Source organism: Rhizobium sp. R634 (assembly GCF_002211305.1).
Taxonomy (GTDB): Bacteria; Pseudomonadota; Alphaproteobacteria; order Rhizobiales; family Rhizobiaceae; genus Rhizobium.
This window is the reverse complement of the sequence record NZ_LOKW01000003.1, coordinates 89,463-116,271: the sequence shown is the minus strand read 5'-3', so window position 1 is coordinate 116,271 and position 26,809 is coordinate 89,463. Positions and strand designations below refer to the sequence as shown.

Genomic DNA, 26,809 nt, shown 5'->3' with positions numbered 1-26,809 from the left:
TTATGAGCACTGCATCAGTTCCATTGCCCAACTGGATCAGTTACGGCCTGATCCCGCTCCTGAACCTCCTCGTCGCTTTCCTGATCTCCGGTTTCGTCGTCTGGCTGATCGGCGAGAGCCCGCTCGATGCGCTGTCGCTGCTGCTCGAAGGCGCGTTCGGCAGCGGCGAAGGCATAGGATTCACGCTCTATTACGCGACGAGTTTCATCTTCACCGGCCTTTCCGTCGCGGTTGCCATCCATGCCGGCCTTTTCAACATCGGCTCGGAAGGTCAGGCCTATATTGGCGGCCTCGGCTGCGCGCTCGTGGCGCTGGCGCTCGATCGCTATGTGCCGTGGTATGTGACGATGCCGATCGCCGTCATAGGCGCTGGTCTCTTTGGTGCAGCCTGGGCCTTCATTCCCGCGTTCCTTCAGGCCAAGCGCGGCAGCCATATCGTCATCACGACGATCATGTTCAACTACATCGCCGCCGCTCTCATGGTGTACCTGCTGGTGCACGTGCTGATCGTGCCGGGCAAGATGGCGCCGGAAACCCGCACCTTCCTCGAGGGCGGACAGCTTCCGAAGCTTGGCTGGGTCATGAGCATCTTTGGCAGCAAGCTGGGTGCCGCGCCGTTCAATGTCTCCTTCATCATCGCGCTTTTCGCCGCCTGGTTCGTCTGGATCCTGATCTGGCGCACCAAGCTCGGCTTCGAAATGCGTACGCTGGGCGTCAGTTCGACGGCGGCAGCCTATGCCGGCATTCCCTATTCGCGGATCGTCATCATCGCCATGCTGCTGTCCGGCGCGCTTGCCGGCATGATGGCGCTGAACCCGGTCATGGGCTCTTCCGCCCGTCTGCAGGTGGAGTTCGTCGGCGGCGCCGGCTTCGTCGGTATCGCTGTATCGCTGATGGGCCGCAATCATCCGCTCGGCATCATCTTCGCCGCAATCCTCTTCGGCGTCCTTTATCAGGGCGGCGACTGGATCTCCTTCGAAATGCCGAACATCACGCGCGAGATGATCCTCGTCATCCAGGGCTTGGTGATCCTGTTTGCCGGCGCGCTGGAATATATGTTTCGGCCGGCGATGGTGCGCGTCTATCAACAGTTCAAGCGAGCCTGAGGAGCGGATGATGGATTATTATGACATCTTCATCAATGTCCTGAGTTCGACGGTACGGCTCTCCATCCCGCTGATCTTTACAGCGCTCGCAGGCCTGTTTTCCGAGCGTGCGGGCATCTTCGATATCGGTCTCGAGGGCAAGATGCTGGGCTCGGCCTTCGCCGCCGCCTGCGTGGCCTATCTCACCGGCTCGGCCTGGCTTGGTCTCGGCGCCGGCATCGTCTGCTCGGTGGCCCTCAGCCTGGTGCATGGCTTTGCCTCGATCACCAACCGCGGCAACCAGATCGTGTCGGGTGTCGCCATCAACTTCTTCATCGCCGGCATCACCATCGTGCTCGGCCAGGCCTGGTTCGGTCAGGGCGGGCGCACGCCGCAGCTGCCGCCGGATGCGCGCTTCGCGCCGATCATCCTGCCGGGCGCCGATGCCCTGCGTGACATCCCGCTCGTCGGCCCGCTCTACGCCAACGTCATATCGGGCAACAATATCCTTACCTATCTCGCTTTCCTCGCCGTGCCCTTTTCCTGGTGGGTGCTTTACCGCACACGCTTCGGCCTCAGGATGCGCGCCGTCGGCGAAAACCCGGGCGCGGTCGATACAGCAGGTATCTCGGTCACCTGGCTGCGCTACCGCGCCGTCATGTGCGCCGGCATCCTCTGCGGCTTTTCCGGCACTTATCTCGCGATCGCCCAGTCCGCCGCCTTCATCAAGGACATGTCGGCCGGCAAGGGCTATATCGCGCTCGCCGCTCTGGTCTTCGCCAAGTGGAAGCCGGTGCCGGTCATGTTCGCCTGCCTGCTCTTCGGCTTCCTCGATGCGCTGGCGAACTTCATGCAGGGCAAGCAGGTGCCGCTGATCGGCGAGGTGCCGGTCCAGGTCTTCCAGGCGCTGCCCTATATCCTGACCTGCGTCCTGCTTGCCGGCTTCATCGGCGTCGCAATCCCGCCGAAGGCCGGCGGCGTGCCTTACACGAAGGAGCGTTGATTATGTCCCACGACCTGTTCGAAGCCGCCCGCGGGGCGATGGCCTTTGCCCATGCGCCCTATTCGAAGTTTCCCGTCGGCGCGGCGATCCGCGCCGAGAACGGGAAGGTCTATACCGGCGCCAACATCGAAAACCTCTCCTTTCCGCAAGGGTGGTGCGCCGAGCCGACGGCAATCAGCGCCATGATCATGGGCGGCGCCAAACAGATCGTCGAAATGGCCGTCATCGCCGAGAAACTGCCGCTCTGCCCGCCTTGCGGTGGCTGTCGGCAGAAGATCTCCGAATTCGCCTCCAAGGATACCAGGATCTATCTCTGCGATGAGGCGGGCGTGCAGAAAACCATGACGATGGAAGAGCTCCTTCCCTTCAGCTTCGAGACCGAACTCGGATGAGGGCGACGGTCGATCTGCTTGCCGCATTGCTCGGCACCATCAAGCCGCGCCACGGCATCGTGCTCGGCTCTGGCCTCGGTACCCTCGTTGGGCAGCTGGAAGGCGCCGTGCGTATTCCCTATCGCGACCTGCCGGGCTTTCCCGTCAGCGCCGTGTCGGGCCACGCCGGCGAAGTCGTCGCCGGCCGCCTCGGCGGCGTGCCTGTGGTCATGCTCTCCGGCCGCGTCCACTACTATGAGAAGGGCGACGCCAATGCCATGCGGCTGCCGATCGAGGTCTTAAAGGCGCTCGGCGTCGAGGCGCTGATCCTGACCAATTCGGCAGGGTCGCTGCGCGAGGACATGCCGCCCGGTTCGGTGATGCAGATCACCGATCACATCAACTATTCCGGCATGAACCCGCTGATCGGCGAGGAAAGCGATCATCGCTTCGTCGGCATGACCAATGCTTATGATGCCGGTCTGGCCGCCGCGATGCAGAAGGCTGCGGCAAAGCTCAAGATAGAGCTGGCGCAGGGTGTCTACATGTGGTTCTCCGGTCCGAGCTTCGAAACGCCGGCCGAAATCCGCATGGCGCGCATTCTTGGCGCCGATGCCGTCGGCATGTCGACGGTGCCCGAGGTCATCATCGCAAGAATGCTGGGCCTGAGGGTTGCGGCCGCCTCCGTTATCACCAACTATGGGGCAGGCATGACTGGCAATGAGCTCAGCCACGAAGAAACCAAGGACATGGCGCCCATCGGCGGCGCCCGTCTCGCCGCCATACTGAACGACATGCTTGCGGCCAGTACAGGATGATTTTAGACCGGGTCGGCCTAAAATCTGAATCCTGTTCTACATTCAAGAGTGAGAGCATGATGTCGTCCGAAAACCGCCCACACTTTTCGGCCTCATACTCTAGAGGAAGCGAAAATGAATAGCCATTCCATCCGGGAGACGGCAGCCGTCGCCCTTTCCCTTCTCGATCTTACCAATCTGAAGGACGATTGCACCGAAGCCCAGATCGACGTGCTCTGCGCCCGCGCGCAGACGCCCTATGGCAACAGCGCCGCGATCTGCATCTGGCCGCGTTTCGTCGCCCATGCCCGCAATATTCTCGGCACGGGCCATGCGGTGCGGATCGCGACCGTCGTCAACTTCCCTTCCGGCGATATGGAAGTGGCCGATGTCGCCGCCGAAACGCGTGAAGCGATTGCCGATGGTGCCGACGAGATCGATCTGGTCATTCCCTACCGCAAGTTCATAGCAGGCAATGAGAAGGCGGTGACCGACATGGTCAGGGCCGTTCGTGCCGAATGCGCCGGTCCGGTTCTCCTCAAGGTCATCATCGAGACCGGTGAGTTGAAGGATGCGGCATTAATCCGCCGCGCCTCCGAACTCGCCATCGAAGCCGGCGCCGATTTCATCAAGACTTCCACCGGCAAGGTCGCCGTCAACGCGACGCTCGAAGCCGCCGACATCATGATCCGCGCCATTCGCGAGAGCGGCCGCAAGGTCGGCTTCAAGCCGGCCGGCGGCATCGGCTCGGTCGCCGATGCGGCGCTTTATCTGAGCCTCGCCGAGACCATCATGACGCCTGACTGGGCGATGCCGTCGACCTTCCGTTTCGGCGCCTCCGGCCTCCTCGACGATATTCTGGCGGTTCTCGGTGGGGCGCAGTCGGTATCCGCTGCGGCATCGAGCTATTGAAATGATCCCGCAGGAGATCATTCGGCGCAAGCGCAACGGCGAGGAGCTTGCTTCCAACGATATCAGCTCCTTCATCGGCGCGCTTGCCGCCGGGCAACTGTCGGAAGGCCAGATCGGCGCCTTCGCCATGGCCGTCTGGTTCAAGGGCATGTCGCGGGCCGAAACGGTGGCCTTGACGCTGGCCATGGCCAATTCCGGCGACAGGCTGGAATGGGCCGACATCGATCGCCCGGTCGCCGACAAACATTCGACTGGAGGCGTCGGCGACAATGTTTCGCTGATGCTGGCGCCGATCGCCGCAGCCTGCGGCCTCGCTGTTCCGATGATTTCGGGACGCGGCCTCGGCCATACGGGCGGCACGCTGGATAAGCTCGAATCCATTCCAGGCTATACGATTACCCCGGATGCGGATCTGTTCCGCCGGGTGGTGAAAGAGGCGGGGTGCGCCATCATCGGCCAGACCGGCGCCTTGGCGCCTGCCGACGGCAGGCTCTATGCCGTGCGCGATGTGACCGCCACCGTCGATTCCATTCCCTTGATCACCGCCTCCATCCTCTCCAAGAAACTCGCCGCCGGCCTTCAGACGCTGGTGCTCGATGTCAAGGTCGGCAACGGCGCTTTCATGGCTGAGCGCGATCAGGCGGAGGACCTGGCGCGTTCGTTGGTCGAAGTGGCGAATGGCGCAGGCGTGAAAACCTCGGCGCTGATCACCGACATGAACGAGCCGCTCGCCGACAGCGCCGGCAACGCCGTCGAGCTGCGCAATTGCCTGGATTTCCTGGCGGGCAGGAAAGGAAACACGCGGCTCGAAGCCGTCGTTCTCGCCTTCGCCGTCGAGATGCTGGTGAAATCGGGCATTGCCGCTTTGCCTGAGGAAGGCGAGGCGATGGCGCGCCAGGCGCTGTCGTCGGGAAAGGCGGCGGAGGTTTTTGCGCGTATGGTATCCATGCTCGGCGGCCCGGCCGATCTTGTCGAGAATCCTGGCAAATACCTGGCCCGAGCGCCGGTGGAAAAGCCTGTCATGGCCGCCCGGTCCGGCTGGCTTGCCGCCTGCGACGCCCGCGGCATCGGTGTCAGCGTCATCGATCTTGGCGGCGGAAGGCGCCATCCCGCAGACCGGATCGATCACCGCGTCGGCTTCTCCGAACTTCTGCCCCTCGGCACCCGCGTGACTGCCGGCGAGCCGATCGCTCTCGTTCACGCCGCCGACGAAGCCGCGGCGGGGAGGGCAGCCGCAGCGCTTGCCGCGCACTACAGCATTGCCGAGGACGAGCCGGCACTGAGCCCGGTCATTGCGGGCTTTATCTGACGCAGTTTATTGCTTGAGGCTGAGCGAGCCGTCGGCGACGGAATAGGAGGCGAGCTTCTGCAGGAAGCTCATGCCGACCAGCGTCGTCGTCAGCGCTTCATCCTTGAGGACGAAGGCTTCGACATCGCGGACGCGGATGCCGCCGATTTCGATCCGGTCGAGCGTCACATGCGCAGCCTTGGTCTGGCCGTTCGCGGTGTTCACGCCATAGCGGAAATCGAGCTGGTTGGCTGTGAAGCCCAGCCGGCGCGCGAGCGTCTCGTTGAGCGCGACATAGGTCGCGCCGGTATCGATCAGGCCTTGCACCGGCTTGCCGTTGATCTTGAAGCTGCCGGTATAGTGACCCTGCGCATCCGCTCGCATGCGGATCACATTGCTGCCGGAGACGGGTGCGGAGGCTGCGGGCTTGTCGCTTCCGGTCGAGATGTAATTGGCGGAAAGAGTGTCGGCGGGCGACTGGCTGGTGCCTGTGAAGAAGGACGGCACCTGTGTGGCGAGCACTGCGGCGATGCTGGCGAATATGACGGTACGCACGAGCATGAAACAGAAATCCTTCCTGTATAAACCCCGCTTCATGCGGGGCCTCATGCTTCCAGACTGCTAAGCCTGAAGTGCTGACAAGTTGCTAATATCGACAGGAAAAAGGCCCGGGCGAACCGCCGGGCCTTAAAAGTCTTTCGATTTGGTAAAGGAAGGCTGAAATTACTTGGTGCCGTACATGCGGTCGCCGGCATCGCCGAGGCCGGGCACGATATAGCCCTTCTCGTTGAGGTGGCTGTCGATCGCCGCGGTGAAGACGGGCACGTCGGGATGCGCCGCGCGGAAATTGCGGATGCCTTCCGGGGCGGCAAGCAGGCAGAGGAAGCGGATGTTGTGAGCGCCGCGCTCCTTGAGCTTGTCGATCGCCGCGATCGAGGAGTTGCCGGTCGCAAGCATCGGATCGACCACGATGATCAGGCGCTCGGCCACATCTTCTGGCGCCTTGAAATAATATTCGACCGGCTGCAGCGTCTCGTGGTCGCGGTAGACACCGATATGGGAAACGCGGGCGGAAGGCACGAGATCGAGCATGCCTTCAAGCAGCCCGTTGCCGGCGCGCAGGATCGAGGCGAAGACCAGCTTCTTGCCTTCCAGGATCGGAGACTCGATCGTCTGCAGCGGCGTCTCGATCGTTTCCATCGTCAGCTCGAGATCGCGGGTCACCTCGTAACAGAGCAGCGTGGAGATTTCGCGCAGCAGGCGCCGGAAACTTCCCGTCGATGTCTCCTTGCGCCGCATGATGGTGAGCTTGTGCTGCACAAGCGGGTGATCGATGACCGTGACGCCGTCCATGGGGAAGCCTTTCATTCTTTCTATCGAATGTTTCTTTCACGGAAATTGGCTCAACCGCAAGAGCGGAGCCGAATTTGCGCCAATCTTCCCCAACCTCCGGAACCTTTCCCAGTCAGGGAAGCTCTCGCCCTCAAAGGCGGGAAAGCAAAGCCTTCCGCGTCTCGTCGTCGACGAAAGCCGCCTCGATTGCGGTGCGCGTCATGGCGTCGATCTCCGCATCGGCGAAGCCGAAAGCTTCGGCGGCAAGCGCATATTCCCGTTCGAGCGACGTATGGAAGAAAGGCGGATCATCCGAGCTGATTGTCACCTGCACCCCCTCTTCCTTCAGCCGGCGCAGCGGATGCGAAGCGAAATCGGGAAAGACCCGCAGCGCGATATTTGAGCCGGGGCAGACCTCGAGCACGGTGCCGAGATCGGCAAGCCGCTTCACCAGATCGAGATCCTCGATGGCACGCACGCCATGGCCGATGCGCGCGGGACGCACGGCATCGAGCGCGTCTGCGACGCTGAACGCGCCGCAGACCTCGCCAGCGTGGATGGTAAGCCCCAGGCCGGCATCGCGGGCGATATCGAAGGCCCTGATATAGTCAGCGACGCGGCCCATGCGCTCTTCGCCGGCAAGGTTGAAGCCTGTGATCAAGGGATTGCCGGCCTTGGCAGCATATTCGGCGGCGCCTATCACGCTCTCCGGGCCGAAATGCCGCTCGCCGGTGACGATCAGCCGGGCCTCGATGCCGCTCTTTTCCCGAGCGCGCCGGATGCCTTCGCAGACACCCGCTATATAGGCATCGGCGCCGAGCCCGATGCGCTTGCCGTGATCGGGTGACACGATGAGCTCGCTGTAAATCGTGTTGATGGCGGCCAGTTCGTCGAGATAGGTTTCGGTCAGGAGCGCATAGTCCTCCTCGGTCTTGTAGACCTCCGAAACCTTGTCGTAGCATTCGAGGAAACTTGCGAAATCATGCCAGACATAGGCGCCGTCGCGAAGCTGCCCGCTAATGTCGATGCCGTATTTCCGCGCCTGCGCCTCGGTCAAAGCTGGCGGTGCCGCACCCTCCAGATGGCAGTGCAGCTCGACCTTCTTCAAATGTGATGTCACAGAAAACCCCTTCCATGCGGCCCGGCGGGAATGCCGAGATGCCGCGCAATGCTTTCGCCGATGTCGGCATAGGTGCGGCGCACGCCGATCGAACGCGACCTTATGCCGGGGCCATAGGCGATAACAGGCACGCGCTCGCGCGTATGGTCCGTGCCGCGCCAGGTCGGATCGCAGCCATGATCGGCGGTGAGCACGACGAGATCGCCCGGCTTCAACCTCTTATGGACTTCGGGCAGGCGGGCATCGAAGGCTTCGAGGGCCGCGGCATAACCCGGCACATCACGGCGATGGCCGTAATTCATGTCGAAATCGACGAAATTGGTGAAAACGAGATCGCCGTCCTCGGCCTCGTCGATCGCCGACAGCGACGCATCCATCAGCGCCTCGTTGCCAGTGGCCTTGATGACCCTCGATATGCCCTGATGGGCGAAGATATCGCCGATCTTTCCCACGGCATGCACGCGCCTGTTGTGCTCGACAAGCCGGTCGAGCAGCGTCGGCTCCGGCGGCAGCACGGAGAAGTCGCGCCGGTTTCCGGTGCGCTGGAAGGTCGAAGCAAATTGGCCGATGAAGGGCCGGGCGATGACGCGGCCGATATTGTAGGGATCGAGCAACCCGCGGGCGACGCGGCAGAAGGCGAGCAGCCGATCGAGGCCGAAATGTCCCTCATGCGCCGCGACTTGGAAGACCGAGTCCGAGGAAGTGTAGCAGATCGGCTTGCCGGTGCGGATATGCTCCTCGCCGAGACGGGCGATGATCTCGGTTCCCGAGGCATGGCAGTTGCCGAGAATGCCGGGCACATCCGCGTCCCTGCACAATGCCTCGATAAGCTCCGGCGGAAAGGCATCGCCTTCCGTCGGGAAATAACCCCAGTCGAAATTGACCGGGGTTCCCGCGATCTCCCAATGGCCTGAGGGCGTGTCCTTGCCGCGGGAGATTTCGGTGGCGGCCCCGTAAACGCCGTAGACCTTGTCCGGCAGAGGCATGCCGGCCGGAAACTGGCCGGACGCGGCCCGTGCGATATGCATCAGCCCGAGCTCGGACATATTCGGCAGGCAAAGCGGCCCGCTGCGCAGACCGGCGCGATCCCCGGCTCCGGCTGCGCAGAACTCGGCGATATGGCCGAGTGTATCGGCGCCCTCGTCGCCATAGGCTGCCGCATCCGGCGCGCCGCCGACGCCGAAGGAATCCAGAACGAAAAGAAAGGCACGCGCCATTTTTAAAACCCGAAAAACCGATCGCCGGCCCTTAAGACTTCAGGAGGCGGCACAGGCTCAGGCATATAATGCCGCGATCGGCTTGGCAAATTCGTGAAAGAGGTGAAAGTCGGTCAGCAGTCGCCGCAGGGGATCGAGTCGCCCTGCCGCTGGCGATAGAAATAACTCCGGCTGATGGTGATCGTCCTTATGCCGTCTGGCATGAAGTTCGGCGCGAATAGGAACATAGTGTAGGGGATGCTGAGTTCGGTGCGCACCAGGAAGCTGTTCGCCGTCTTCATGTCCGCCGGCACATCGGCCACGGTGGCGTTCTTGGCATAGGGCACCGTCCCGTCCTGCGCCCAGGACCACAGCACTTTGGCGTTGGCGCCGGCGTCGATGGTAATTCCGGTGATCTTCAGCTTCAGCGACGTGGTGTTGTAGGGGACGAACATTGCGGTAGCGACCGACGGCATCTGCGCCAGCGTGCTCTTCGTGACGGATTGCTGCTGGGTGACGATATCGGCGATCGTTCCTGCGGCGCGGGTCACGCGCTTGCTGACGCTGAGGCCGATCGTAATCTCGAAAGCGCCGATATAAAGCATGATGAGCACGGGAAACAGGATCGCGAATTCGATCGCGCCGGCGCCCTTGCGCTCCCGTGCCAGCCGCCGCGCCGTCGATACAAGCCTGGTGAACGGGTTGCGCAACGCCATTATGGATACTGCTCGTTCTGGAAGGCCGTAGTCGCGACGATCAGATACTGCGTCGGCATCGAGCCGTTGGACGGCCGTATCGTCGTGATGTAAGGCCGCACCAGATCCGTGATGATTTCCCAGCGATAGTAGGCGCGCAGCATATTGATGGTGCCGGCGCCGCCCGGCGTATATTTGAAAGCCGCCGTGTTGATGTCTGCATATTTGTCGGTGGAGAGCTTAGGGACCGTCGTCGGGATAGCCGAAAACGTGCTGAACGTCTGCACATCCAGGTACAGTTTGCTCGGTGTAGCGACCTCGGTCGCCGAGCATCTGATCAGGATCGAGATCTCGTTGCAGAAAGCCTGACGGAACTGCGTCTGGCTCATATCCGTCGTGCGGCCGAGATTGTAGGTGATCTGCCCGGTTCGCATCCGCCGGCCCATCGTGTCGACGGCGTTGGAGACGAGTTCCTCGGCGGCGAAGGCGACGAAGGTTTCGAGGATCGCGAAGATCACCATGAAATAGGGAATGGCGAGCAGCGCGAATTCGATTGCCGCCGCGCCGTCGCGCGAGCGGACAAGCGAGCGCAATCGTGAAAGACGGAACGGCGCGAAGGCGCGCTGCTTATCCGTCTTCTGATCAATGACCGTCATTGCCTGGACCCGTGCGAGATTTTCCAGCCGTCACACTAAGGGCCGTTCGTTGATTTTCCGTTTCAGCCTGATACGACGATTTTAACGAATGGCCGAAGAAGCCGGGGCTAGCCGATCAGGGCGAGGTGGTGGTCGTGGCCTGCTGGGCGTGCTGCTCGCAGTTCGGCGTGCAGGAAAGCACCGAGCGCTCCGTCTGCCGGTAGACGCGCACCGTATTGCCCTCGTCGATCGATACCAGAATGCGCTCGTCGAGGATGGCATTGCCGTCGGCATCGAGCAGGACCAGATTGGTGGTGCCGAAGCTGCGTCCCGTCAGCACGATGGTCTTGGCGTCGGCCACGGTCGCATCGGCGACTTTGGCGTTGCCGACGATCACCTTGCTGACCGGGCGATCGAGCTTCAAGACGCGCGCGTGATCCATATAGACATGCAGCATGTCATCGTCCGCGGCCGCACAAATGCCGGAAATACCGAAAACGGCGGCCATGCCGGCAAAGAATATAATTTTGCCGCTCGATGACATCTGGTCCTCTTTCACGATCACAGCGCAATGACGCATAGAATGGGAAAAAATGGTGAACGAAGCCTTAAGCCATTTATTCTATGTTCTGGAATGAAGCGCAGTGGCTCGCTTTGAAACGGACGCAATCGCCAGTTGTCATAACGAGACACGCTGCTCGTTCTATTCCGGGATGATCGCAGCCTCAGCCGTGCAGCATCCTTTGGAATATAAGTAGATATTTAGAGAATCGAGTAAGAAAACGCTTACCCTACAAGGGCCTGTTGTCTCATTCACAGGTTGTTAACGCTCTTCTTTAAGCGGATGGAAACGCCCATTCGCTAGGTTGCAGTCATCCGATCAACGGCAACAGTTGGCGGACGTGCTGAACATCAACTGGAGTTAGGAGTAACCATGACCAAGCTTTTTAGCCGTTTTCTGAAGGACGAATCCGGCGCGACCGCAATCGAATACGGCCTGATCGCAGCTCTCATTTCTGTCGCCCTCATTGCTGGCGCCACGACCCTCGGCGGCAAGATCGGCAACACGTTCAACGGTCTGAGCACCAAAATGACGACCGCTGAAACCGCAAGCGGCGGCTGATCTGGTTACCGCCACGCGGCGTACGGATGATACCGGCCGGATTTGCTTCGGCCGAACTTCGAGCGGGCTCACAGGCTGAACGGCCGTGAGCCTTTTCGTGTCTTGCTATGATCGGGGTATACGCATGATCGCAGCTTCAGTTTTCGTGATACTGCCACTCTGCCTCGCCATGGCGGCGTTTTCGGATCTGTTCACCATGACGATCCCGAACCGCATTTCCCTGATCCTCATCGCCTCCTTTATCGTTCTCGCGCCGCTGTCCGGTCTTGGCCTGCAGGCGATCGGCATGCATCTTGCCGGAGGCGCCATCGTCTTTACCGCCTGCTTTGCTCTTTTTGCCTTCAATGTGATGGGCGGCGGAGACGCCAAGCTGTTGAGTGCCACCGCGCTCTGGTTCGGGCTGAACGAATCCCTGCTTTTCTTCATGACCGATGTCGCCGCGGTCGGTGGCCTCGTCACCTTGCTCATCCTGGCGGTCAGAGCGCAGTCGGACACCATCCTTGCCATCGGCCTGCCGGTGCCGAACTCGGTCCTGCTCGCCAAGAAGATCCCCTACGGTATCGCCATTGCGATCGGCGGTTTCATGGCCTTCCCGTCCTCGCCGCTTTTCCTGGCCGCGCTCGAAAGCCTGAAATAACGGCGTTTTAAATGCCCGTTAACTTAAAATGTAAGTGTTCCATTAACCATAATTATACCAATTCCTGAGCATTCTGCAGGGCGAACATATCGTGCCCTGAGGAATGACCGATGAAACCGGCCCGCGTTATAATTCTAGGTGTTGCCGTGGTGGCAGCCGGTCTTGCCGGTTTCCTGGCGATGCAAATGGCGGGTAACCCTGACGTCGTCACCCAGGTGCAGTCGGTCGTCGAGAAGGAACCGACCGTCAACGTCCTCGTCTCGAGCCGCACCCTGCCGGTCGGCGCGAGGCTGGACGAGAAGGCGGTCCATTGGATGGCTTGGCCGCAGGACGGCGTCGTCCAGGGGCTGATCACGGAAGCCGAAAAGCCGGATGCGATCAAGGATCTGCAGGGCGCCGTCGTGCGTCTTCCGATCTTCGAAGGCGAACCGATCCGGCCGGAAAAGGTCGCAGATTCCAACAGCCGCATCCTGTCCTCGCTGCTGCCGGCCGGCAAGCGCGCGGTGGCGACCGAGATATCGGTGGCGACGGGCGCCGGCGGTTTCATCCTGCCGAACGACCGCGTCGACGTCATCATGGTCCGCAAGGGCGCTGAGGCCAACAAGCTCATCACCGAAACCGTGCTGAGCAATGTCCGGGTCCTCGCCATCGACCAGCAGATCCAGGAAAATGAGGATGGCTCGAAGGCGGTGGTCGGCACGACCGCGACGCTGGAACTGACCCCGGATCAAACGAAGGTGCTCGCCGTCGCCCAGCAGATGGCGGACCGGCTGTCGCTTGCGCTGCGCTCGGTCGCCGATGCGCAGGAGCAGGATACCAGTGCGGCGGATTATCTGCTGAGCGGCGATAACGGCAGTGCGATCATCCAGGTCATCAAGTCGGGCACCATCGTCACGGATGCCGGCAGCGCGCCGAAGGCGGAGTAAGAGGACGTGCAAATGGGCAATTCAACACGGCGCGCCAAGCTTCTCCTGACAGGCTGCATCTCGCTGGCAATCGGCGTCTCAGGCGTGGCGCCGGTGCCGCTTCTCGGTATCGGCGGGGCGTTGGCCGATTCCGATAGCCTGGTCCGCATCTCGCAGACCGGCCCCAATGCCCATCGCCGGCTGAAGCTCGGGCTGAACAAGGCTGTCGTCGTCGATCTGCCGGAGGATGCGCACGACATCCTCGTCTCCGATCCGACCATGGCTGACGCGGTGACCCGCACCTCGCGGCGCATTTATCTGTTCGGCAAAAAGGTCGGTCAGACGAATATCTTCGTCTTCGGCAGCGACGGGCAGGAGATCGTCAATCTCGACATCGAGATCGAGCGCGACGTTTCCGGCCTCGAAGTCAACCTCCGCCGCTTCATTCCAGACTCCAACATCAATGTCGAAATCGTCTCCGACAACATCGTGCTCACCGGCACGGTACGCACGCCGCAGGATGCGACGCAGGCGGCCGATCTGGCCCAGGTCTTCCTGAAGGGCGGCGAAGCGACGACGAGAACCGAGACGGCATCAGGCACCGGCGGCGACAGCTCGGTGGCGCTCTTTGCCGAAGGCCGCCAGTCCTCGCAGGTCGTCAACCTGCTGCAGATCCAGGGCGAGGACCAGGTCACCCTGAAGGTGACGATCGCCGAAGTCCGCCGCGAGGTCCTGAAGCAGCTCGGCTTCGACAATCTCGTCTCCAATTCCTCCGGCATGACGGTCGCGCAGCTCGGCACGCCTTCCGCCGACAGCGCGACGGCGACGGTCGGTGGCGGCCTGGCGGCCCTCTTCAAGAGTTCGATCGGCAAATATGACATCTCTACCTACCTCAACGCACTCGAGCAGGCGAAAGTCGTCAAGACGCTCGCCGAACCGACGCTGACGGCGATATCGGGCCAGGCCGCGACCTTCAATTCCGGCGGCCAGCAGCTCTATTCGACGACCGACAGCGACGGCAATGTCACCGTTGTTCCCTTCAACTACGGCATCAACCTCGCCTTCAAGCCGGTCGTCCTGTCGTCGGGACGCATTGCTCTTGAAATCAAGACCAATGTTTCCGAACCCGTGGCCGGCAGCGGCAACGCCACCTATCAGCGCCGTTCGGCGGAGACCTCGGTGGAACTGCCCTCGGGCGGCTCGATCGCGCTCGCCGGTCTCATCCGCGACAACGTTTCCCAGACCATGGGCGGCACGCCCGGCGTCTCGAAGATCCCGCTGCTTGGCACGCTCTTCCGCCAGAAGGGCTTCGAGCGTCAGGAAACCGAGCTCGTCATCATCGCGACGCCCTATCTGGTGCGCCCGGTGGCGCGCAACCAGCTCAACCGGCCGGACGATAATTTCAGCCCCGAGAACGACGGTGCAACCTTCTTCCTCAACCGTGTGAACAAGGTCTATGGCCGCCGCGAGGCGCCTGTCGCCGACGCGCAGTTCCACGGCTCGATCGGGTTCATCTACAAATGAGCGGAGTGCGATCGGCAGCAATGGCACAGAACAGAGATCAGGCGATGGCCCATAAGAATGCGACGACACTCCGCCTCGGAATCTCCAAGGCGCTTCTTGCCACGGCCCTCGTTTCGGCGGCCGTCCTTTCCGGATGCGCCGGCCCGCACGATCAGCTGACGACCGGCGGTATCCCTGACGACTATCGCGCCCGCCATCCGATCATCGTCACGGAAGCGGAGCAGACGGTGGATATTCCCGTCGCATCGACCGACCGCCGGCTGACCATCGCCCAGCGCGATCTCATCCGCGGCTTTGCCGCAAACTATATCTCGCGTGCGTCAGGCCCGGTTTACGTCATGTCGCCACAAGGCTCGCCCAATTCGGCAGCCGCCTACCAACTGCGCAATCAGGTCCGCGCCGAGCTGGCGGCGAGGGGGGTCGCAAGCTCGAAGATCGTCAATACCTCCTATACCGCCGCCGGTGCCGGCGATGCGGCGCCGATCCGTCTGAGCTTTACCGGCACGACTGCGGTCACCACGCAATGCGGCCAGTGGCCCAAGGATATCTCCGACGATTTCACCAACCAGAATTATTATAATTTCGGCTGCGCCTCGCAGAACAATCTCGCTGCCCAGATTGCCAATCCGGAAGATCTGATTGCGCCTCGCGGCATGACGCCGATCGATGCGCAGCGGCGCAACAACGCCATCCAGGAATATCGGACGACGACATCGACGATCGAAGACGTCGGCGACAGCAGCAGCGGATTCTGAGGCGGAACGGGACGATGAGCGCGATCGAATACGAAATCAGGAACCCGAGCGAGCTTCGCCACGCCGAGGAGGCTGTGCGCATGGCGGATCTGGAAAACATGCGGCCGCTGCCGCGTATCTCCGTCCATGCTTTCTGCGAGAGCGAAGCGCTGCAGCATGTCATGGAGCGCTGCGCCAATGACCGGCGTATGGCGAAGGTCAGCTTGCGCATCACCAGCGGCGGCATCGCCGCTGCCGCCAACATGTTTTCAGGCGCCCCAACGCCGAACCTGATCATCCTGGAGACCAAGGCCAATTCCGGAAGCCTGCTCGGCGAACTCGCGCCGCTCGCCGCCGTCTGCGACCCCACCACCAAGGTGGTCATCGTCGGCTATTACAATGATATCGGCCTCTATCGCGAACTCATCCGCAACGGCATTTCCGAATATATGGTCCAGCCGGTCGCCATGCCCGACGTCCTGACGGCAATGGCGTCGATCTTCGTCGATCCGGAGGCCGAGCCGCTCGGCCGCAGCATCGCCTTTATCGGCTCGAAGGGCGGCACCGGCGCCTCGACCGTGGCGCATAATTGCGCCTTCGGCATTTCCAATCTCTTCTCCACCGAGACGATCCTCGCCGATCTAGACCTGCCTTACGGCACGGCGAACATCGACTTCGACCAGGATCCGGCGCAGGGTATCGCCGAAGCGGTCTACGCGCCCGATCGTCTCGACGAAGTCTTCCTCGATCGCCTGCTGACGAAGTGCTCCGAGCATCTGTCCCTGCTCGCGGCGCCCTCGCTGCTCGACCGCGCCTATGATTTCGACGGCCAGGCCTTCCAGCCGGTGCTCGACGTCCTGCAGCGCAGCGCGCCCGTCACCGTGCTCGACGTTCCGCATGCGTGGTCGGAATGGACCCGTTCGGTGCTGTCGAGCGTCGACGAGGTGGTTCTCTGCGCGGTGCCCGACCTCGCCAACCTGCGTAACGCCAAAAACATGCTGGATGCGCTGCGCAAGATGCGGCCGAACGATAAGCCGCCGCATCTCGTCCTCAATCAGGTCGGCATGCCGAAGCGTCCGGAGATTTCGCCGTCGGACTTCTGCGAGCCGCTGGAGATCGACCCGATCGCCATCATTCCCTTCGACATCAACCTCTTCGGCAATGCCGCCAACAGCGGCCGGATGATTTCCGAGGTCGATCCCAAGTCGCCGACGGCGGAAACCTTTTCGCAGATATCGCATATCGTCACCGGCCGCGTCGCGATCAGGAAGGCGAAGAAGGGCGGCCTGCTTGGCCTCCTGAAGCGCAAGTAGACGGATAGAAAGAAGAAGCGGCATGTTTGGAAAACGCGGAAACGAAGGTTTCGGAAAGGCCGGAGGCACGATCGCTCCTCCGCCGCCGGCTCCGGCCGCCGCTCCCGCGGCTTCCTCTCCTGCCGTCCTCGTCGAACCGTCGCGCGAACCCGCGCGCCAGCAGGTGACGCCGCCGCCGATGCAGGCGCCGCAGCGCAAGCGCCCGGTTCGCACCGACGAATATTACGATACCAAGGCGCAGGTCTTTTCCGCGCTGATCGACACGATCGATCTCTCGCAGCTTTCCAAGCTCGACGGCGAAAGCGCGCGCGAGGAAATCCGCGACATCGTCAACGACATCATCACCATCAAGAATTTTGCGATGTCGATCTCCGAGCAGGAAGAGCTGCTCGAGGATATCTGCAACGACGTCCTGGGTTACGGCCCGCTGGAGCCCTTGCTGGCGCGCGACGATATCGCCGACATCATGGTCAACGGCGCCGGCCAGACCTTCATCGAAGTCGGCGGCAAGACGATCGAATCGGAAATCCGTTTCCGCGACAATGCGCAGCTTCTCTCCATCTGCCAGCGCATCGTCAGCCAGGTCGGCCGCCGTGTCGACGAATCGAGCCCGATCTGCGACGCCCGCCTGCCCGATGGTTCGCGCGTCAACGTCATCGCGCCGCCGCTGTCGATCGACGGGCCGGCGCTGACGATCCGTAAATTCAAGAAGGACAAGCTGACGCTCGATCAGCTCGTCCGCTTCGGCGCGATCACCCCGGAAGGCGCGACCGTGCTGCAGATCATCGGGCGCGTGCGCTGCAACGTCATCATCTCGGGCGGCACGGGCTCTGGCAAGACGACGCTGCTGAACTGCCTCACCAATTACATCGACAGGGACGAGCGCGTCATCACCTGCGAGGACACGGCCGAACTGCAGCTGCAGCAGCCGCATGTCGTACGTCTCGAAACGCGCCCGCCGAACATCGAAGGCGAGGGCGAGATCACCATGCGCGATCTCGTCAAGAACTGCCTGCGTATGCGTCCCGAACGTATCATCGTCGGCGAAGTCCGCGGACCCGAGGTCTTCGATCTGCTGCAGGCGATGAACACCGGCCACGACGGCTCGATGGGCACCATCCACGCCAACACCCCGCGCGAATGCCTGAGCCGTATCGAATCCATGATCGCCATGGGAGGCTTCACGCTGCCGGCAAAGACGGTGCGCGAGATCATCTCCACCTCGGTCGACGTCATCATTCAGGCGGCGCGCCTTCGTGACGGCTCGCGCCGCATCACCCAGATCACCGAGGTGATCGGCATGGAAGGCGACGTCATCATCACCCAGGATCTGATGCGCTACGAGATCGAAGGCGAGGATGCGGGCGGCCGGCTGATCGGCCGGCACATGTCCACCGGCGTCGGCAAGCCGCATTTCTGGGATCGGGCGCGCTACTTCAACGAAGAAAAGCGCCTTGCCGCCGCCCTCGACGCAATGGAAGCGAAAACCAAGGATTAGGGTGATGTTCGGCTTCGATCCGATAGTCCTGGCAATCGTCGTGCTCGCCGCAGTTTCCGCGGCGGCGGTCGCCTATGCCCTGATGTTTTCCCGGATCGAGGCCGACAAGAAATCGGCAAGCCGTATCAATCGCGTCAAATCGGCTGAGGTCGACCGGGTCAAGGTCAAGGCTGCCCGCGACCGCGTGCAGGAATTGTCGAAGCGCCGCAAGTCGGTGCAGGACAATCTGAAAGATCTGGAAAAGCGCCAGAACGAAAAGACCAAGAAGACGCTGTCGCTGAAATCCCGGCTGGTGCAGGCCGGCTTGTCGATCACGCTAATGCAGTTCTATCTCTTCAGCGCCGTCTTCGCCTCGGTGCTGCTGCTCATGGCTTTCATCGTTGGTGCGTCGTGGATGGTCTTGGTCGGCATCGCCGTCGTCGCCGGGCTCGGTCTGCCGCGCTGGATCGTCGGTTTCCTCATCAAGCGCCGCCAGAACAAGTTCCTCAACGAATTCCCCAACGCGCTCGACGTCATCACCCGTTCGATCAAATCGGGCCTGCCCCTCAACGATGCGATCCGTCTCATCGCGACCGAAGGCGTAGAGCCGGTCAAGAGCGAGTTCCGCCGCGTCATCGAGGCGCAGCAGGTGGGATTGAGCATTCCTGACGCCTGCGCCCGTATGACGAACCAGATGCCGCTCCAGGAAGTCAACTTCTTCGCCATCGTCATCGCCATTCAGTCGCAGGCCGGCGGTAATCTCTCGGAAGCCATCGGCAATCTCTCGAAGGTTTTGCGTGATCGCAGGAAGATGAAGGCCAAGGTTTCGGCGCTCTCCATGGAAGCCAAGGCATCGGCCGTTATCATCGGCGCTCTGCCTTTCATCGTCGCGACCCTCGTCTACCTCACCTCGCCGAATTACATGATGGTTCTTTTCACCGATCCGCGCGGCCATTTCATCATGGGCGTCTCCGCGATCTGGATGTCGATCGGCATTTTCGTCATGCGCAACATGGTCAATTTTGACATTTAGCGGGAAGGAAGCACCATGTCGCAGGACCTTGCCGCAACGTTGACCAATCCGAGCATGCTGATTGCCGTCTTCGTCGCGATCGCCGTTTTCGCCACATTTTATACGATCGCCATTCCATTCTTCGAGCGCGGCGATCTCAACAAGCGCATGAAGGCCGTGTCGACCGAGCGCGAACAGATCCGTGCCCGCGAACGTGCCCGCATGAACGCGGAACCCGGCGCCGGCAAGGCGTCGTTGAGGACACAGAACAGCCGCCCGGTCCGCCAGATCGTCGAGCGCTTCAACCTGCGCAAGGCACTCGTCGACGAAAATACGGTCAACAGGCTCAAGTCCGCCGGCTTCCGTTCGGAAAATGCTCTGAATACCTTCCTTGCGGCGCGTTTCCTGCTGCCTTTCCTTTTCCTGGCGCTTGCCGCCTTCTGGGTCTTCGGTCTCGGCGGGCTTGCCGATCGCGGCATGCCCATGCGCTTACTGGCCGTCATCGGTATCGGATATCTCGGCTTCTACGCGCCGAATATCTATGTTTCGAACAGCGTGACCAAGCGCCAGCACTCGATCAAGCGCGCCTGGCCGGATGCGCTGGACCTGATGCTGATCTGCGTCGAATCCGGCATCTCGATCGAGGCGGCGATGCGCCGCGTGTCCGAAGAACTCGGGGAGCAGTCGCCGCCGCTCGCCGAGGAGATGGTACTGACCACGGCCGAGCTCTCTTTCCTGCCCGATCGCCGCGTGGCGCTCGAAAATCTCGCCACGCGCACGCAGCTCGAGCTGGTGCGGTCGGTGACCCAGGCGCTGATCCAGGCGGACCGTTACGGCACCCCAATCGCGCAAGCTCTGCGCGTTCTCGCTCAGGAAGGCCGCGACGAACGCATGAACGAAGCGGAAAAGAAGGCGGCCGCGCTGCCGCCGAAACTGACGGTGCCGATGATCCTGTTCTTCCTGCCGGTGCTGATCGCCGTCATTCTCGGCCCGGCTGGCATTCAGGTGGCCGACAGGTTCTGACGGTTGTTCCGGCGCCGCAAGCGGGCACCGCGATATCGAAGACCCAGACTGCGTGACCGGCGCCGGCATAGCTGATAAACAGGGAATGTATGTCGGCGCCCGGCTTCCTCCGGTCTCGAAAGAGAGGTTTCGATGTCTTCCGCAGGTATTTTCATCAGCATCATGGCAGCCTTGGTCGTCGGCGCGATGAGCCCCGGCCCAAGCTTTGTCGTCGTCTCCCGGATTGCCATCTCCCGTTCAAGGCTGGATGGGCTTGCGGCCGCATTGGGCATGGGCGCCGGCGGCGTCGTTTTTGCCGCGCTGGCGCTCGCCGGTCTGACGGCGCTGCTGTCGCAGTTCGAATGGCTCTATGTGCTGCTCAAGGTCGCGGGCGGCGCCTATCTTGTCTATATCGCGGTCAATATCTGGAAGGGTGCGGGCGAACCGCTGGAGGTTTCCGACGCCGTCAATGGCCGCCGCGCCCCTCTGCGCAGCTTCACGACCGCATTGCTGACGCAGCTCAGCAACCCGAAGACCATCATCGTCTATGCCAGCCTTTTTGCGGCACTGCTGCCGAGGGACGTGCCGCTCGATCTGGTCGTCGCGCTGCCGCTCGGCGTCTTTGCGGTGGAGGCGGGGTGGTATTCGATCGTGGCGCTCGCTTTTTCGGCCCGCCACCCGCGGCGGCTCTATCTGGCGGCCAAGGGCTGGATCGACCGGGCCGCCGGCGCCGTGATGGGCGGCCTTGGCCTGCGTCTCATTCTTTCAGGCCTCAGCGTCCGCTAAACATTGTTTAGTTGGTATTGCCGCCATCCGCCGCGCCCGGAGTTTTGTCCTTGGCGGCGAGATTCTGCCAGGAGTTTTGCTGCGAGAGCATGCTTCTGAGATAGGCGACATTGGCATCGGCCTGCTGCGGCGAAAGTTCGCGCCGCGCGATCTGCTCGGCCTCAGGGAAGCGTCCCTGCAGGCCGACGACGAGGGCGAGGTTCTGCCTGACGCGGCTGTCGGCTGTCGGCTGGCTGGCGGCGGACCGCAGATAGGTTTCGGCCGTGCGCAGGTCGCCGGTCAGCACATAGGACATGCCGAGATTGGAAAGAATCGAAGGTTCGTTCGGCTGGATGTCGAGCGCGTCGCGGTAGCGTTTCCTGGCGTCCGTTGCCTTGCCCATCTGGTCGAGGATCGCGCCTTCGGCCGAGATCAGCCGCCAGTCCGGGCGGTCGGGCGTCTGGGCGCGGCCGATCGTGTTGAGCGCCTGCTCGAACTGGCCGGCGGCGGCCTGCGCCTTGCCGTAGGCGGCCAGCACGTTGCGGTCGCCGGGATTGGCGATCGCCACCTGCTGCATGACGGCGAGCGCCTGGGCATCGCGCCCGTTCATACGTAAGAGATTGGCATAGTTGACGCCGTTGACCGGATCGCGCGGGTTCTTCTCATAGGCCTGGCCGATCCGGTCCGTCGCCGAGCGCAGCTCGGTCGCGTCCATCTCTTCGACCGGCTTTGTGATCTTCGGCACCGAACCCGTCGTCATCCGGTCCTTGGTGGTCGAGCAGCCGGCAAGCGCCAGGACGACCAGCGATGCCGCGGCACACTGCAGGATACGATTGGTGAATGTGGTGGTGAGCGAGGCAGGCATGACGCGTTCCCGGATTCCAAAATCGGCGCCTGACCTCGAACGCGGAACAGGGAAAGGTTTGACGCAATCTTCACTCCAGCAATAGTCTGTTAACCCTAACAGACCGTTAAGGAGTGATTCCTGACGACCGCCGAAGGACAATCATGGCCCCCTATCAGTTTATCGAGAGACCGACCCCCTTCAACACGAAGGGCGGTTCGACGCTGCCGATCTTTGCCGTCACCCCCGCCCATATCGAAACCGGCACGATCGATCCGATCGCGCTCGACTGGGCGAAAAAGGCAGGGTTCAAGGCCGAAAGCGGATCGCTGCTGCTGATCCCGACGGCCGAAGGCCATCTTGGCGGCGCGCTTTACGGTCTCGGCACCAATCCGTCCGAACTGCCTTACATCACCGGCAGGCTTGCGCGCGCGCTGCCGGCCGGCGACTGGCACATCGAGACCGCGCCGCTGACGGCAAATCGCCTGGCCCTCGGCTTCGGCCTCGGCAGCTATCGTTTCGACCGCTATAAATCCGAGAAATCCACGGCGGCGACGCTGATGATCCCCCGGGATGCCGACGCAGCTGATATCAAGCGCCAGCTCGCCGGCGTCTTTCTCGCCCGTGACCTCATCAACACCCCGACCAACGATATGGGGCCGGAACAGCTCGAAGCCGCGTTCCGTGGGCTGGCCCAGCATTACAAGGCGGAGATGTCGGTCATATCGGGGGACGAGCTGCTCAAGCAGAATTTCCCGCTGGTCCACACCGTCGGCCGCGCCAGCGCCGATGCGCCGCGCCTCCTCGAGCTGCGCTGGGGCAAGAAGGGCCATCGCAAGGTGACGCTCGTCGGCAAGGGCGTCTGCTTCGATACCGGCGGTCTCGACATCAAGCCAGCCGCCTCCATGCTGCTGATGAAGAAGGACATGGGCGGCGCGGCCAATGTCATGGGCCTTGCCCTGATGATCATGGACGCCAAGCTGAAGGTCGATCTGCGCGTCATCGTCCCGGTCGTCGAAAATGCGATCTCGTCCAATGCCTTCCGTCCCGGCGACATCTATCGCAGCCGCAAGGGGCTGACCGTCCAGATCGACAATACCGACGCGGAAGGCCGGCTGATCCTTGCCGACGCGCTCGCCTATGCCGACGAGGAGGAGCCCGACCTGCTGATCGACATGGCGACGCTGACGGGGGCTGCCCGCGTCGCGCTCGGCCCGGATCTGCCGCCCTTCTTCACCGACGACGCCAATCTGGCGCATGACCTGATCGAGGCCAGCCTCGAAACCGACGATCCGATCTGGCGCCTGCCGCTTTATGCCGGCTACGAAAAGGATATCCGCACCAAATTCGCCGACCTGACAAACGCCCCGGCCGGCGGCATGGCGGGGGCGATTACGGCAGCGCTCTTCCTCAAGCGTTTCGTCAGCAAGACGAAGAGCTGGGCGCATTTCGATATTTACGGCTGGGCCCAGTCCGAGCGGCCGCATTCACCGGGCGGCGGCGAGGCGCAGGCAATACGCGCGCTTTTCCACCATATTCGCCAGACGGCAAGATGAGCATGTCGCGCAAAAGTGTGCAGCGGTTTTGCGGCAATGACACGCTCAAAGAAAAGGACCTGAAGCGCCAGGAGCGAATCTGAGAGATCGCGGTGCGCTTCAGGCCGATCGTTAAAATTTTATTCACCCTGAGGGGCGGCAGTTTCTGCCGCCCCTTGCATGTTTATGACAACTGCTGGAAAATGGAACGCTAGCGTAACGATTTTCCGGAGGGGCCGTGCCGATCGAACTGACCGCCTCGCAGGCCCTGGGGCTCTGGCATGGCGTGGCGCTCGATCAGGTGCGCCACGATGACCGCGATTTGACGTTGCGCCAGATGGCGATCCTGCTGCATATTTATCTGGTGCCGCCGCCGCACACGGTACGCGGGCTTGCCGCCACGCTCGGTGTCACCAAGCCGGTCATTACCCGCGCACTCGATACGATGGGCGAGATGGGCCTGGTCGATCGCGTGCGCGACGATGCCGACCGGCGCAACGTGATCATCAAGCGCACCGTCGGCGGCGCGCTTTATCTGGAAAAGCTCGGCGATCTCGTCCGCGATCAGGGTCGCAGGCTGCCGATCTGAAAGGACACCAATGACGATACTCGACCGCCGCCTGCATGCCTATCGGCCGGATCTCGCGGAAGCGGGGCTCGAAGGCAAGGTCGAGGCATCGCGCTTCGTGGAAGGCGTCCCGGCGCGGGTCGCCGTTCCCGTCGTGGCCTTGCGGCCTGCACCGGATCTTTCGCGCGGCATCGATACGGAACTGCTGCTGGGCGAAGAGGTGACCGTTTTCGATCGCGCCGGCGGCTGGTGCTGGGTGAAAGCGGCTTCCGACGGTTACGTCGGCTATCTCCCGGCAGAGGCGCTCTTAGAAGGCAAGCCGGCGCCGACCCATATCGTCACCGTGCAGCGCAGTTTCGTCTATCCGGAACCGGAACTGCGTAAACCTCATCAGGCCGTTCTTTCGATGGGAAGCCGCATTCATGCGGCAGGCGAGGCGGAGGCGCGCGGCAATCACTATGTCGTGCTGGAGAATGGAACGGCGCTCTTTTCCCGGCATGTCCAGCCGATCGGCGCGCTCGACGGATCTGACTATGTCGATATCGTCGCCCGTTTTCTCGAAACACCCTATCTCTGGGGCGGACGGTCCGGCCTCGGCATCGATTGCTCCGGCCTCGTCCAGCTTGCGATGCTGATGACGGGCAGACCTGCGCCGCGCGATACCGACATGCAGGCGGCAGGCCTCGGCGAGCCGATCGATCGCTCCGAAATCCGCCGCGGCGATCTTGTGTTCTGGAAGGGCCATGTCGCCGTGTTCGAGGATCGGGAAACGATCATCCACGCCAACGGCTACAGCATGACGGTGGCGCGCGAGAATTTCGAGGCCGCCGTCAGGCGCATCGGCTCGCTCTACGAGCAGCCGACCGGCTATCGCCGCCCGATCGCCTGATCAGCGGTTGGCCTCACGCGGATCGAGGAGATCGCGCAGCCCGTCGCCGAGCATGTTGAAGCCGAAGACGGCAAGCGCGATGGCAAGGCCGGGCAGGATGGCGAGCCAAGGGGCCGCTCCCAGATAGGTCTGCGCATCGGCAAGCATGCGGCCCCAGCTCGGTGCCGGCGGCGCCATGCCGAGCCCGAGAAAACTCAGACCCGCTTCGGTCAGGATCGCGAGCCCCAGCTGGATCGCCCCATGCACGATGATCGCGCTCAAGATGTTTGGCAGCACGTGCCGCAGCGAAATGGAAAGCCGCGTATTGCCGATGGCGCGCGCCGCCGTGACATAATCGCGGCTCCAGGCCTGCAGCGAGGCCGCAAGCGTCACCCGGGCAAAGACCGGAATCATGAAAACCGCGATCGCGGTGGTCGCGGTGAACCGCCCCGGACCGAGAAAGGCGCCGAGCATCATGGCGGAGAGGATCGGCGGCAATGCGAAGATGACGTCGCAGATCCGCATCAGCAGTGCTTCGAATGGGCCTCGGATCGCGGCTGCCGAAATTCCCGCGATCGAGCCGAGCGTGCCGCCGATGGCAACCGCGGTGATGGCGATGGAGAGCGAGTTCCAGCACCCCGCCATCAGCATCGACAGCACGTCGCGGCCCAACTGATCCGTGCCGAGCAGGCCGAAGGCAAGCGGCGGCTGGAGCTTGTGCGCGATCTGCATTTTCGCTGGCGGCAGTGGCGTCCAGATAAGCGACAGCAACGCGACGGCGATCAGCATGCCGATGATGATGGCTCCCGAAATCAGGTTCATTCGCCGGCTAAATTTCAGGACCCGGCGGCGAGAGGGGGGAGCGGAGGAGAAGATCGGCGCCATGCCTCAGGCCGCCTTTCTCATCCGGGGATCGATCGCCAGATAGGAGAGATCGACGATGAAATTCATCACGATGACCAGAGCCGCGAAGAGCAGCACGACATCCTGCATCACGATGATATCGCGTTGGGCAAGCGCCTGAAGCGCCAACCGTCCGAGGCCGGGCAGGTTGAAGACGTTTTCCACCAGCACGGCGCCGGCGACGAGGAAGGTGAATTGCAGCCCGATCACCGTGAGGATCGGGATCAGCGCATTCGGCACGACATGCCGCCACAGCACCACGTTGCGGGAAAGCCCCTTGGCCACTGCGGTGCGGGCAAAATCCTCATGCATCGTCTCCAGCACCGCGGAGCGCGCGACGCGCGTCAACACGCCGGCCTGCGGCATTGCCAGTGCGACGGCCGGCATAACAAGCGCCTGCAATGCCGGCAGAAGGCCGGCGCTCCAGCCTGGAAAGCCGCCTGCCGGCATCAGCCCGAGCGTCGTGGAAAACAGGATGATGAGTAGCAAACCGACCCAGAAGCCGGGCACGGCGATGCTGATTTGCGAAAAGACTGTTGCGAGGACGGCGAGGAAGCCGCCGCGCCGGGCGGCGGCCAGCGCGCCGAGCGGCAAGGCGATCGCCACCGAAAGCACGATCGCCATCAGCGCCAGCGGCAGCGTCACCGCCAGCCGCTCGACGATCAGCCCCGCGACCGGGACGCCGTAAGTATAAGACTGCCCGAGATCGCCGGAAAATACGCCGGCCAGCCATTGTCCGTAACGGAGGATGAGCGGCTGATCGAGCCCGAGATCATGCCGCAGCGCCGCCAGCGTCTCCGGGCTTGCCGAGGTGCCGAGCATGATCGAGGCGGGATCGCCGGGCAGGAGATCCATGACGGTGAAGATCAGCAGCGAGACGATGAAAAGGGTGAGGAGAAGACCGGCGAGACGGCGGGCGAGCAGTGCGATCATGTGAGCCACGCTGCCGGACTGGCTTTTGGGACCGCGTGGTAGCCCCCTCGCCAAGCTTTCGAAGTGATGCGACCGCCACCCCACCCATCCTCATTCCTGTGCTTGTCACAGGAATCCAGCCACGGCGCGTCCGCGCCGTGAGTGACTCTCATCCGGTCGAAAGAGTCTTTCGCGCCCAAGGACTTGGGCGCACTGGATTCCTGTGACGAGCACAGGAATGAGCGACTATCTG

The 26,809-nt window shown here is 62.5% G+C and carries 29 protein-coding genes; 19 read left to right on the top strand and 10 right to left on the bottom strand.

Features of this window, described 5'->3' with window-relative positions:
• Positions 1-2: 2 nt before the first annotated feature.
• From ATY77_RS06250 to deoA, 6 genes are all read left to right on the top strand, one after another.
• On the top strand, positions 3-1,106 hold the full coding sequence (locus ATY77_RS06250) for an ABC transporter permease (RefSeq protein ID WP_088686583.1): 1,104 nt from the start codon (positions 3-5) through the stop codon (positions 1,104-1,106).
• A 10-nt stretch (positions 1,107-1,116) separates the two neighbouring features.
• Entirely contained in the window at positions 1,117-2,088 is a 972-nt protein-coding gene (locus ATY77_RS06245; protein WP_088686692.1) for an ABC transporter permease, read from the top strand.
• 2 nt (positions 2,089-2,090) lie between these two features.
• On the top strand, positions 2,091-2,480 hold the full coding sequence (locus tag ATY77_RS06240; RefSeq protein WP_088686582.1) for a cytidine deaminase: 390 nt from the start codon (positions 2,091-2,093) through the stop codon (positions 2,478-2,480).
• Positions 2,477-3,277, top strand: a complete 801-nt coding sequence (locus ATY77_RS06235) for a purine-nucleoside phosphorylase (RefSeq protein WP_088686581.1) — start codon at positions 2,477-2,479, stop codon at positions 3,275-3,277. Before ATY77_RS06240 ends, ATY77_RS06235 begins: the two co-directional genes overlap by 4 nt.
• Before the next feature lie 114 nt (positions 3,278-3,391).
• On the top strand, positions 3,392-4,168 hold the full coding sequence (deoC, locus tag ATY77_RS06230; RefSeq protein ID WP_088686580.1) for a deoxyribose-phosphate aldolase: 777 nt from the start codon (positions 3,392-3,394) through the stop codon (positions 4,166-4,168).
• 1 nt (position 4,169) lies between these two features.
• Complete coding sequence (gene deoA, locus ATY77_RS06225) at positions 4,170-5,477, top strand: thymidine phosphorylase (protein WP_088686579.1); 1,308 nt, start codon at positions 4,170-4,172, stop codon at positions 5,475-5,477.
• A gap of 6 nt (positions 5,478-5,483) precedes the next feature.
• Here deoA and ATY77_RS06220 read toward each other — a convergent pair whose 3' ends face one another.
• The 7 genes from ATY77_RS06220 to ATY77_RS06190 all read right to left on the bottom strand — a co-directional run bounded on the left by ATY77_RS06220 (position 5,484) and on the right by ATY77_RS06190 (position 10,978).
• The gene (locus ATY77_RS06220) at positions 5,484-6,053 is read right to left on the bottom strand and encodes a TIGR02281 family clan AA aspartic protease (RefSeq protein WP_088686578.1); all 570 of its coding nucleotides are present in this window, start codon (positions 6,051-6,053) and stop codon (positions 5,484-5,486) included.
• A gap of 126 nt (positions 6,054-6,179) precedes the next feature.
• Positions 6,180-6,809 (bottom strand): uracil phosphoribosyltransferase, encoded by a 630-nt coding sequence (upp, locus tag ATY77_RS06215; RefSeq protein ID WP_004674949.1) that lies wholly within the window; start codon positions 6,807-6,809, stop codon positions 6,180-6,182.
• Between the two features lie 130 nt (positions 6,810-6,939).
• Positions 6,940-7,908 (bottom strand): adenosine deaminase, encoded by a 969-nt coding sequence (locus ATY77_RS06210; RefSeq protein WP_088686577.1) that lies wholly within the window; start codon positions 7,906-7,908, stop codon positions 6,940-6,942.
• Positions 7,905-9,125 carry a phosphopentomutase gene (locus tag ATY77_RS06205; RefSeq protein WP_088686576.1) on the bottom strand — a complete coding sequence of 407 codons (1,221 nt, stop codon included), beginning with the start codon at positions 9,123-9,125 and terminating at the stop codon, positions 7,905-7,907. The genes ATY77_RS06210 and ATY77_RS06205 overlap by 4 nt, the downstream gene beginning before the upstream one ends.
• A gap of 113 nt (positions 9,126-9,238) precedes the next feature.
• Positions 9,239-9,820, bottom strand: a complete 582-nt coding sequence (locus ATY77_RS06200; protein WP_088676471.1) for a TadE/TadG family type IV pilus assembly protein — start codon at positions 9,818-9,820, stop codon at positions 9,239-9,241.
• Complete coding sequence (locus tag ATY77_RS06195; protein ID WP_088686575.1) at positions 9,820-10,455, bottom strand: TadE/TadG family type IV pilus assembly protein; 636 nt, start codon at positions 10,453-10,455, stop codon at positions 9,820-9,822. Before ATY77_RS06195 ends, ATY77_RS06200 begins: the two co-directional genes overlap by 1 nt.
• A 115-nt stretch (positions 10,456-10,570) precedes the next feature.
• Entirely contained in the window at positions 10,571-10,978 is a 408-nt protein-coding gene (locus ATY77_RS06190) for a pilus assembly protein N-terminal domain-containing protein (RefSeq protein WP_088686574.1), read from the bottom strand.
• A gap of 390 nt (positions 10,979-11,368) precedes the next feature.
• On the opposite strand from ATY77_RS06190, the gene ATY77_RS06185 reads away from it, so the two are divergent.
• The 10 genes from ATY77_RS06185 (at position 11,369) to ATY77_RS06140 (ending at position 20,947) form a co-directional block, all read left to right on the top strand.
• Entirely contained in the window at positions 11,369-11,557 is a 189-nt protein-coding gene (locus ATY77_RS06185; RefSeq protein WP_088676474.1) for a Flp family type IVb pilin, read from the top strand.
• A gap of 124 nt (positions 11,558-11,681) precedes the next feature.
• Positions 11,682-12,194, top strand: a complete 513-nt coding sequence (locus tag ATY77_RS06180) for a prepilin peptidase (RefSeq protein ID WP_088676475.1) — start codon at positions 11,682-11,684, stop codon at positions 12,192-12,194.
• Between the two features lie 110 nt (positions 12,195-12,304).
• Complete coding sequence (gene cpaB, locus ATY77_RS06175; protein ID WP_088676476.1) at positions 12,305-13,120, top strand: Flp pilus assembly protein CpaB; 816 nt, start codon at positions 12,305-12,307, stop codon at positions 13,118-13,120.
• Between the two features lie 12 nt (positions 13,121-13,132).
• Positions 13,133-14,623: a type II and III secretion system protein family protein gene (locus tag ATY77_RS06170; RefSeq protein WP_088686573.1), complete on the top strand. Its 1,491-nt coding sequence runs from the start codon at positions 13,133-13,135 to the stop codon at positions 14,621-14,623.
• The gene (locus ATY77_RS06165; RefSeq protein WP_088686572.1) at positions 14,620-15,378 is read left to right on the top strand and encodes a CpaD family pilus assembly protein; all 759 of its coding nucleotides are present in this window, start codon (positions 14,620-14,622) and stop codon (positions 15,376-15,378) included. Before ATY77_RS06170 ends, ATY77_RS06165 begins: the two co-directional genes overlap by 4 nt.
• 14 nt (positions 15,379-15,392) lie before the next feature.
• A complete protein-coding gene (locus ATY77_RS06160; protein ID WP_088686571.1) occupies positions 15,393-16,670 on the top strand; it encodes a CpaE family protein in 1,278 nt (425 codons plus the stop codon).
• Positions 16,671-16,692: 22 nt separating this feature from the next.
• Positions 16,693-18,168 (top strand): CpaF family protein, encoded by a 1,476-nt coding sequence (locus ATY77_RS06155; RefSeq protein WP_088676480.1) that lies wholly within the window; start codon positions 16,693-16,695, stop codon positions 18,166-18,168.
• A 4-nt stretch (positions 18,169-18,172) separates the two neighbouring features.
• Positions 18,173-19,180, top strand: a complete 1,008-nt coding sequence (locus ATY77_RS06150; protein ID WP_088686570.1) for a type II secretion system F family protein — start codon at positions 18,173-18,175, stop codon at positions 19,178-19,180.
• A gap of 15 nt (positions 19,181-19,195) precedes the next feature.
• Entirely contained in the window at positions 19,196-20,182 is a 987-nt protein-coding gene (locus ATY77_RS06145; RefSeq protein ID WP_088686569.1) for a type II secretion system F family protein, read from the top strand.
• Positions 20,183-20,314: 132 nt separating this feature from the next.
• Positions 20,315-20,947 carry a LysE family translocator gene (locus tag ATY77_RS06140; RefSeq protein ID WP_088686568.1) on the top strand — a complete coding sequence of 211 codons (633 nt, stop codon included), beginning with the start codon at positions 20,315-20,317 and terminating at the stop codon, positions 20,945-20,947.
• 7 nt (positions 20,948-20,954) lie between these two features.
• Here ATY77_RS06140 and ATY77_RS06135 read toward each other — a convergent pair whose 3' ends face one another.
• Positions 20,955-21,791: a tetratricopeptide repeat protein gene (locus tag ATY77_RS06135; protein ID WP_088686567.1), complete on the bottom strand. Its 837-nt coding sequence runs from the start codon at positions 21,789-21,791 to the stop codon at positions 20,955-20,957.
• 143 nt (positions 21,792-21,934) lie between these two features.
• On the opposite strand from ATY77_RS06135, the gene ATY77_RS06130 reads away from it, so the two are divergent.
• The 3 genes from ATY77_RS06130 (at position 21,935) to ATY77_RS06120 (ending at position 24,762) form a co-directional block, all read left to right on the top strand.
• On the top strand, positions 21,935-23,326 hold the full coding sequence (locus ATY77_RS06130; protein WP_088686566.1) for a M17 family metallopeptidase: 1,392 nt from the start codon (positions 21,935-21,937) through the stop codon (positions 23,324-23,326).
• 217 nt (positions 23,327-23,543) lie between these two features.
• Positions 23,544-23,894 (top strand): MarR family winged helix-turn-helix transcriptional regulator, encoded by a 351-nt coding sequence (locus ATY77_RS06125; protein ID WP_088676486.1) that lies wholly within the window; start codon positions 23,544-23,546, stop codon positions 23,892-23,894.
• 10 nt (positions 23,895-23,904) lie between these two features.
• Positions 23,905-24,762 (top strand): NlpC/P60 family protein, encoded by an 858-nt coding sequence (locus tag ATY77_RS06120; protein WP_088686565.1) that lies wholly within the window; start codon positions 23,905-23,907, stop codon positions 24,760-24,762.
• Here ATY77_RS06120 and ATY77_RS06115 read toward each other — a convergent pair whose 3' ends face one another.
• Positions 24,763-25,626, bottom strand: a complete 864-nt coding sequence (locus ATY77_RS06115) for an ABC transporter permease (protein ID WP_088686564.1) — start codon at positions 25,624-25,626, stop codon at positions 24,763-24,765.
• Positions 25,627-25,629: 3 nt separating this feature from the next.
• Positions 25,630-26,577, bottom strand: coding sequence for an ABC transporter permease (locus ATY77_RS06110; protein ID WP_088686563.1), 948 nt, complete (start codon positions 26,575-26,577; stop codon positions 25,630-25,632).
• Positions 26,578-26,809: the final 232 nt, after the last annotated feature.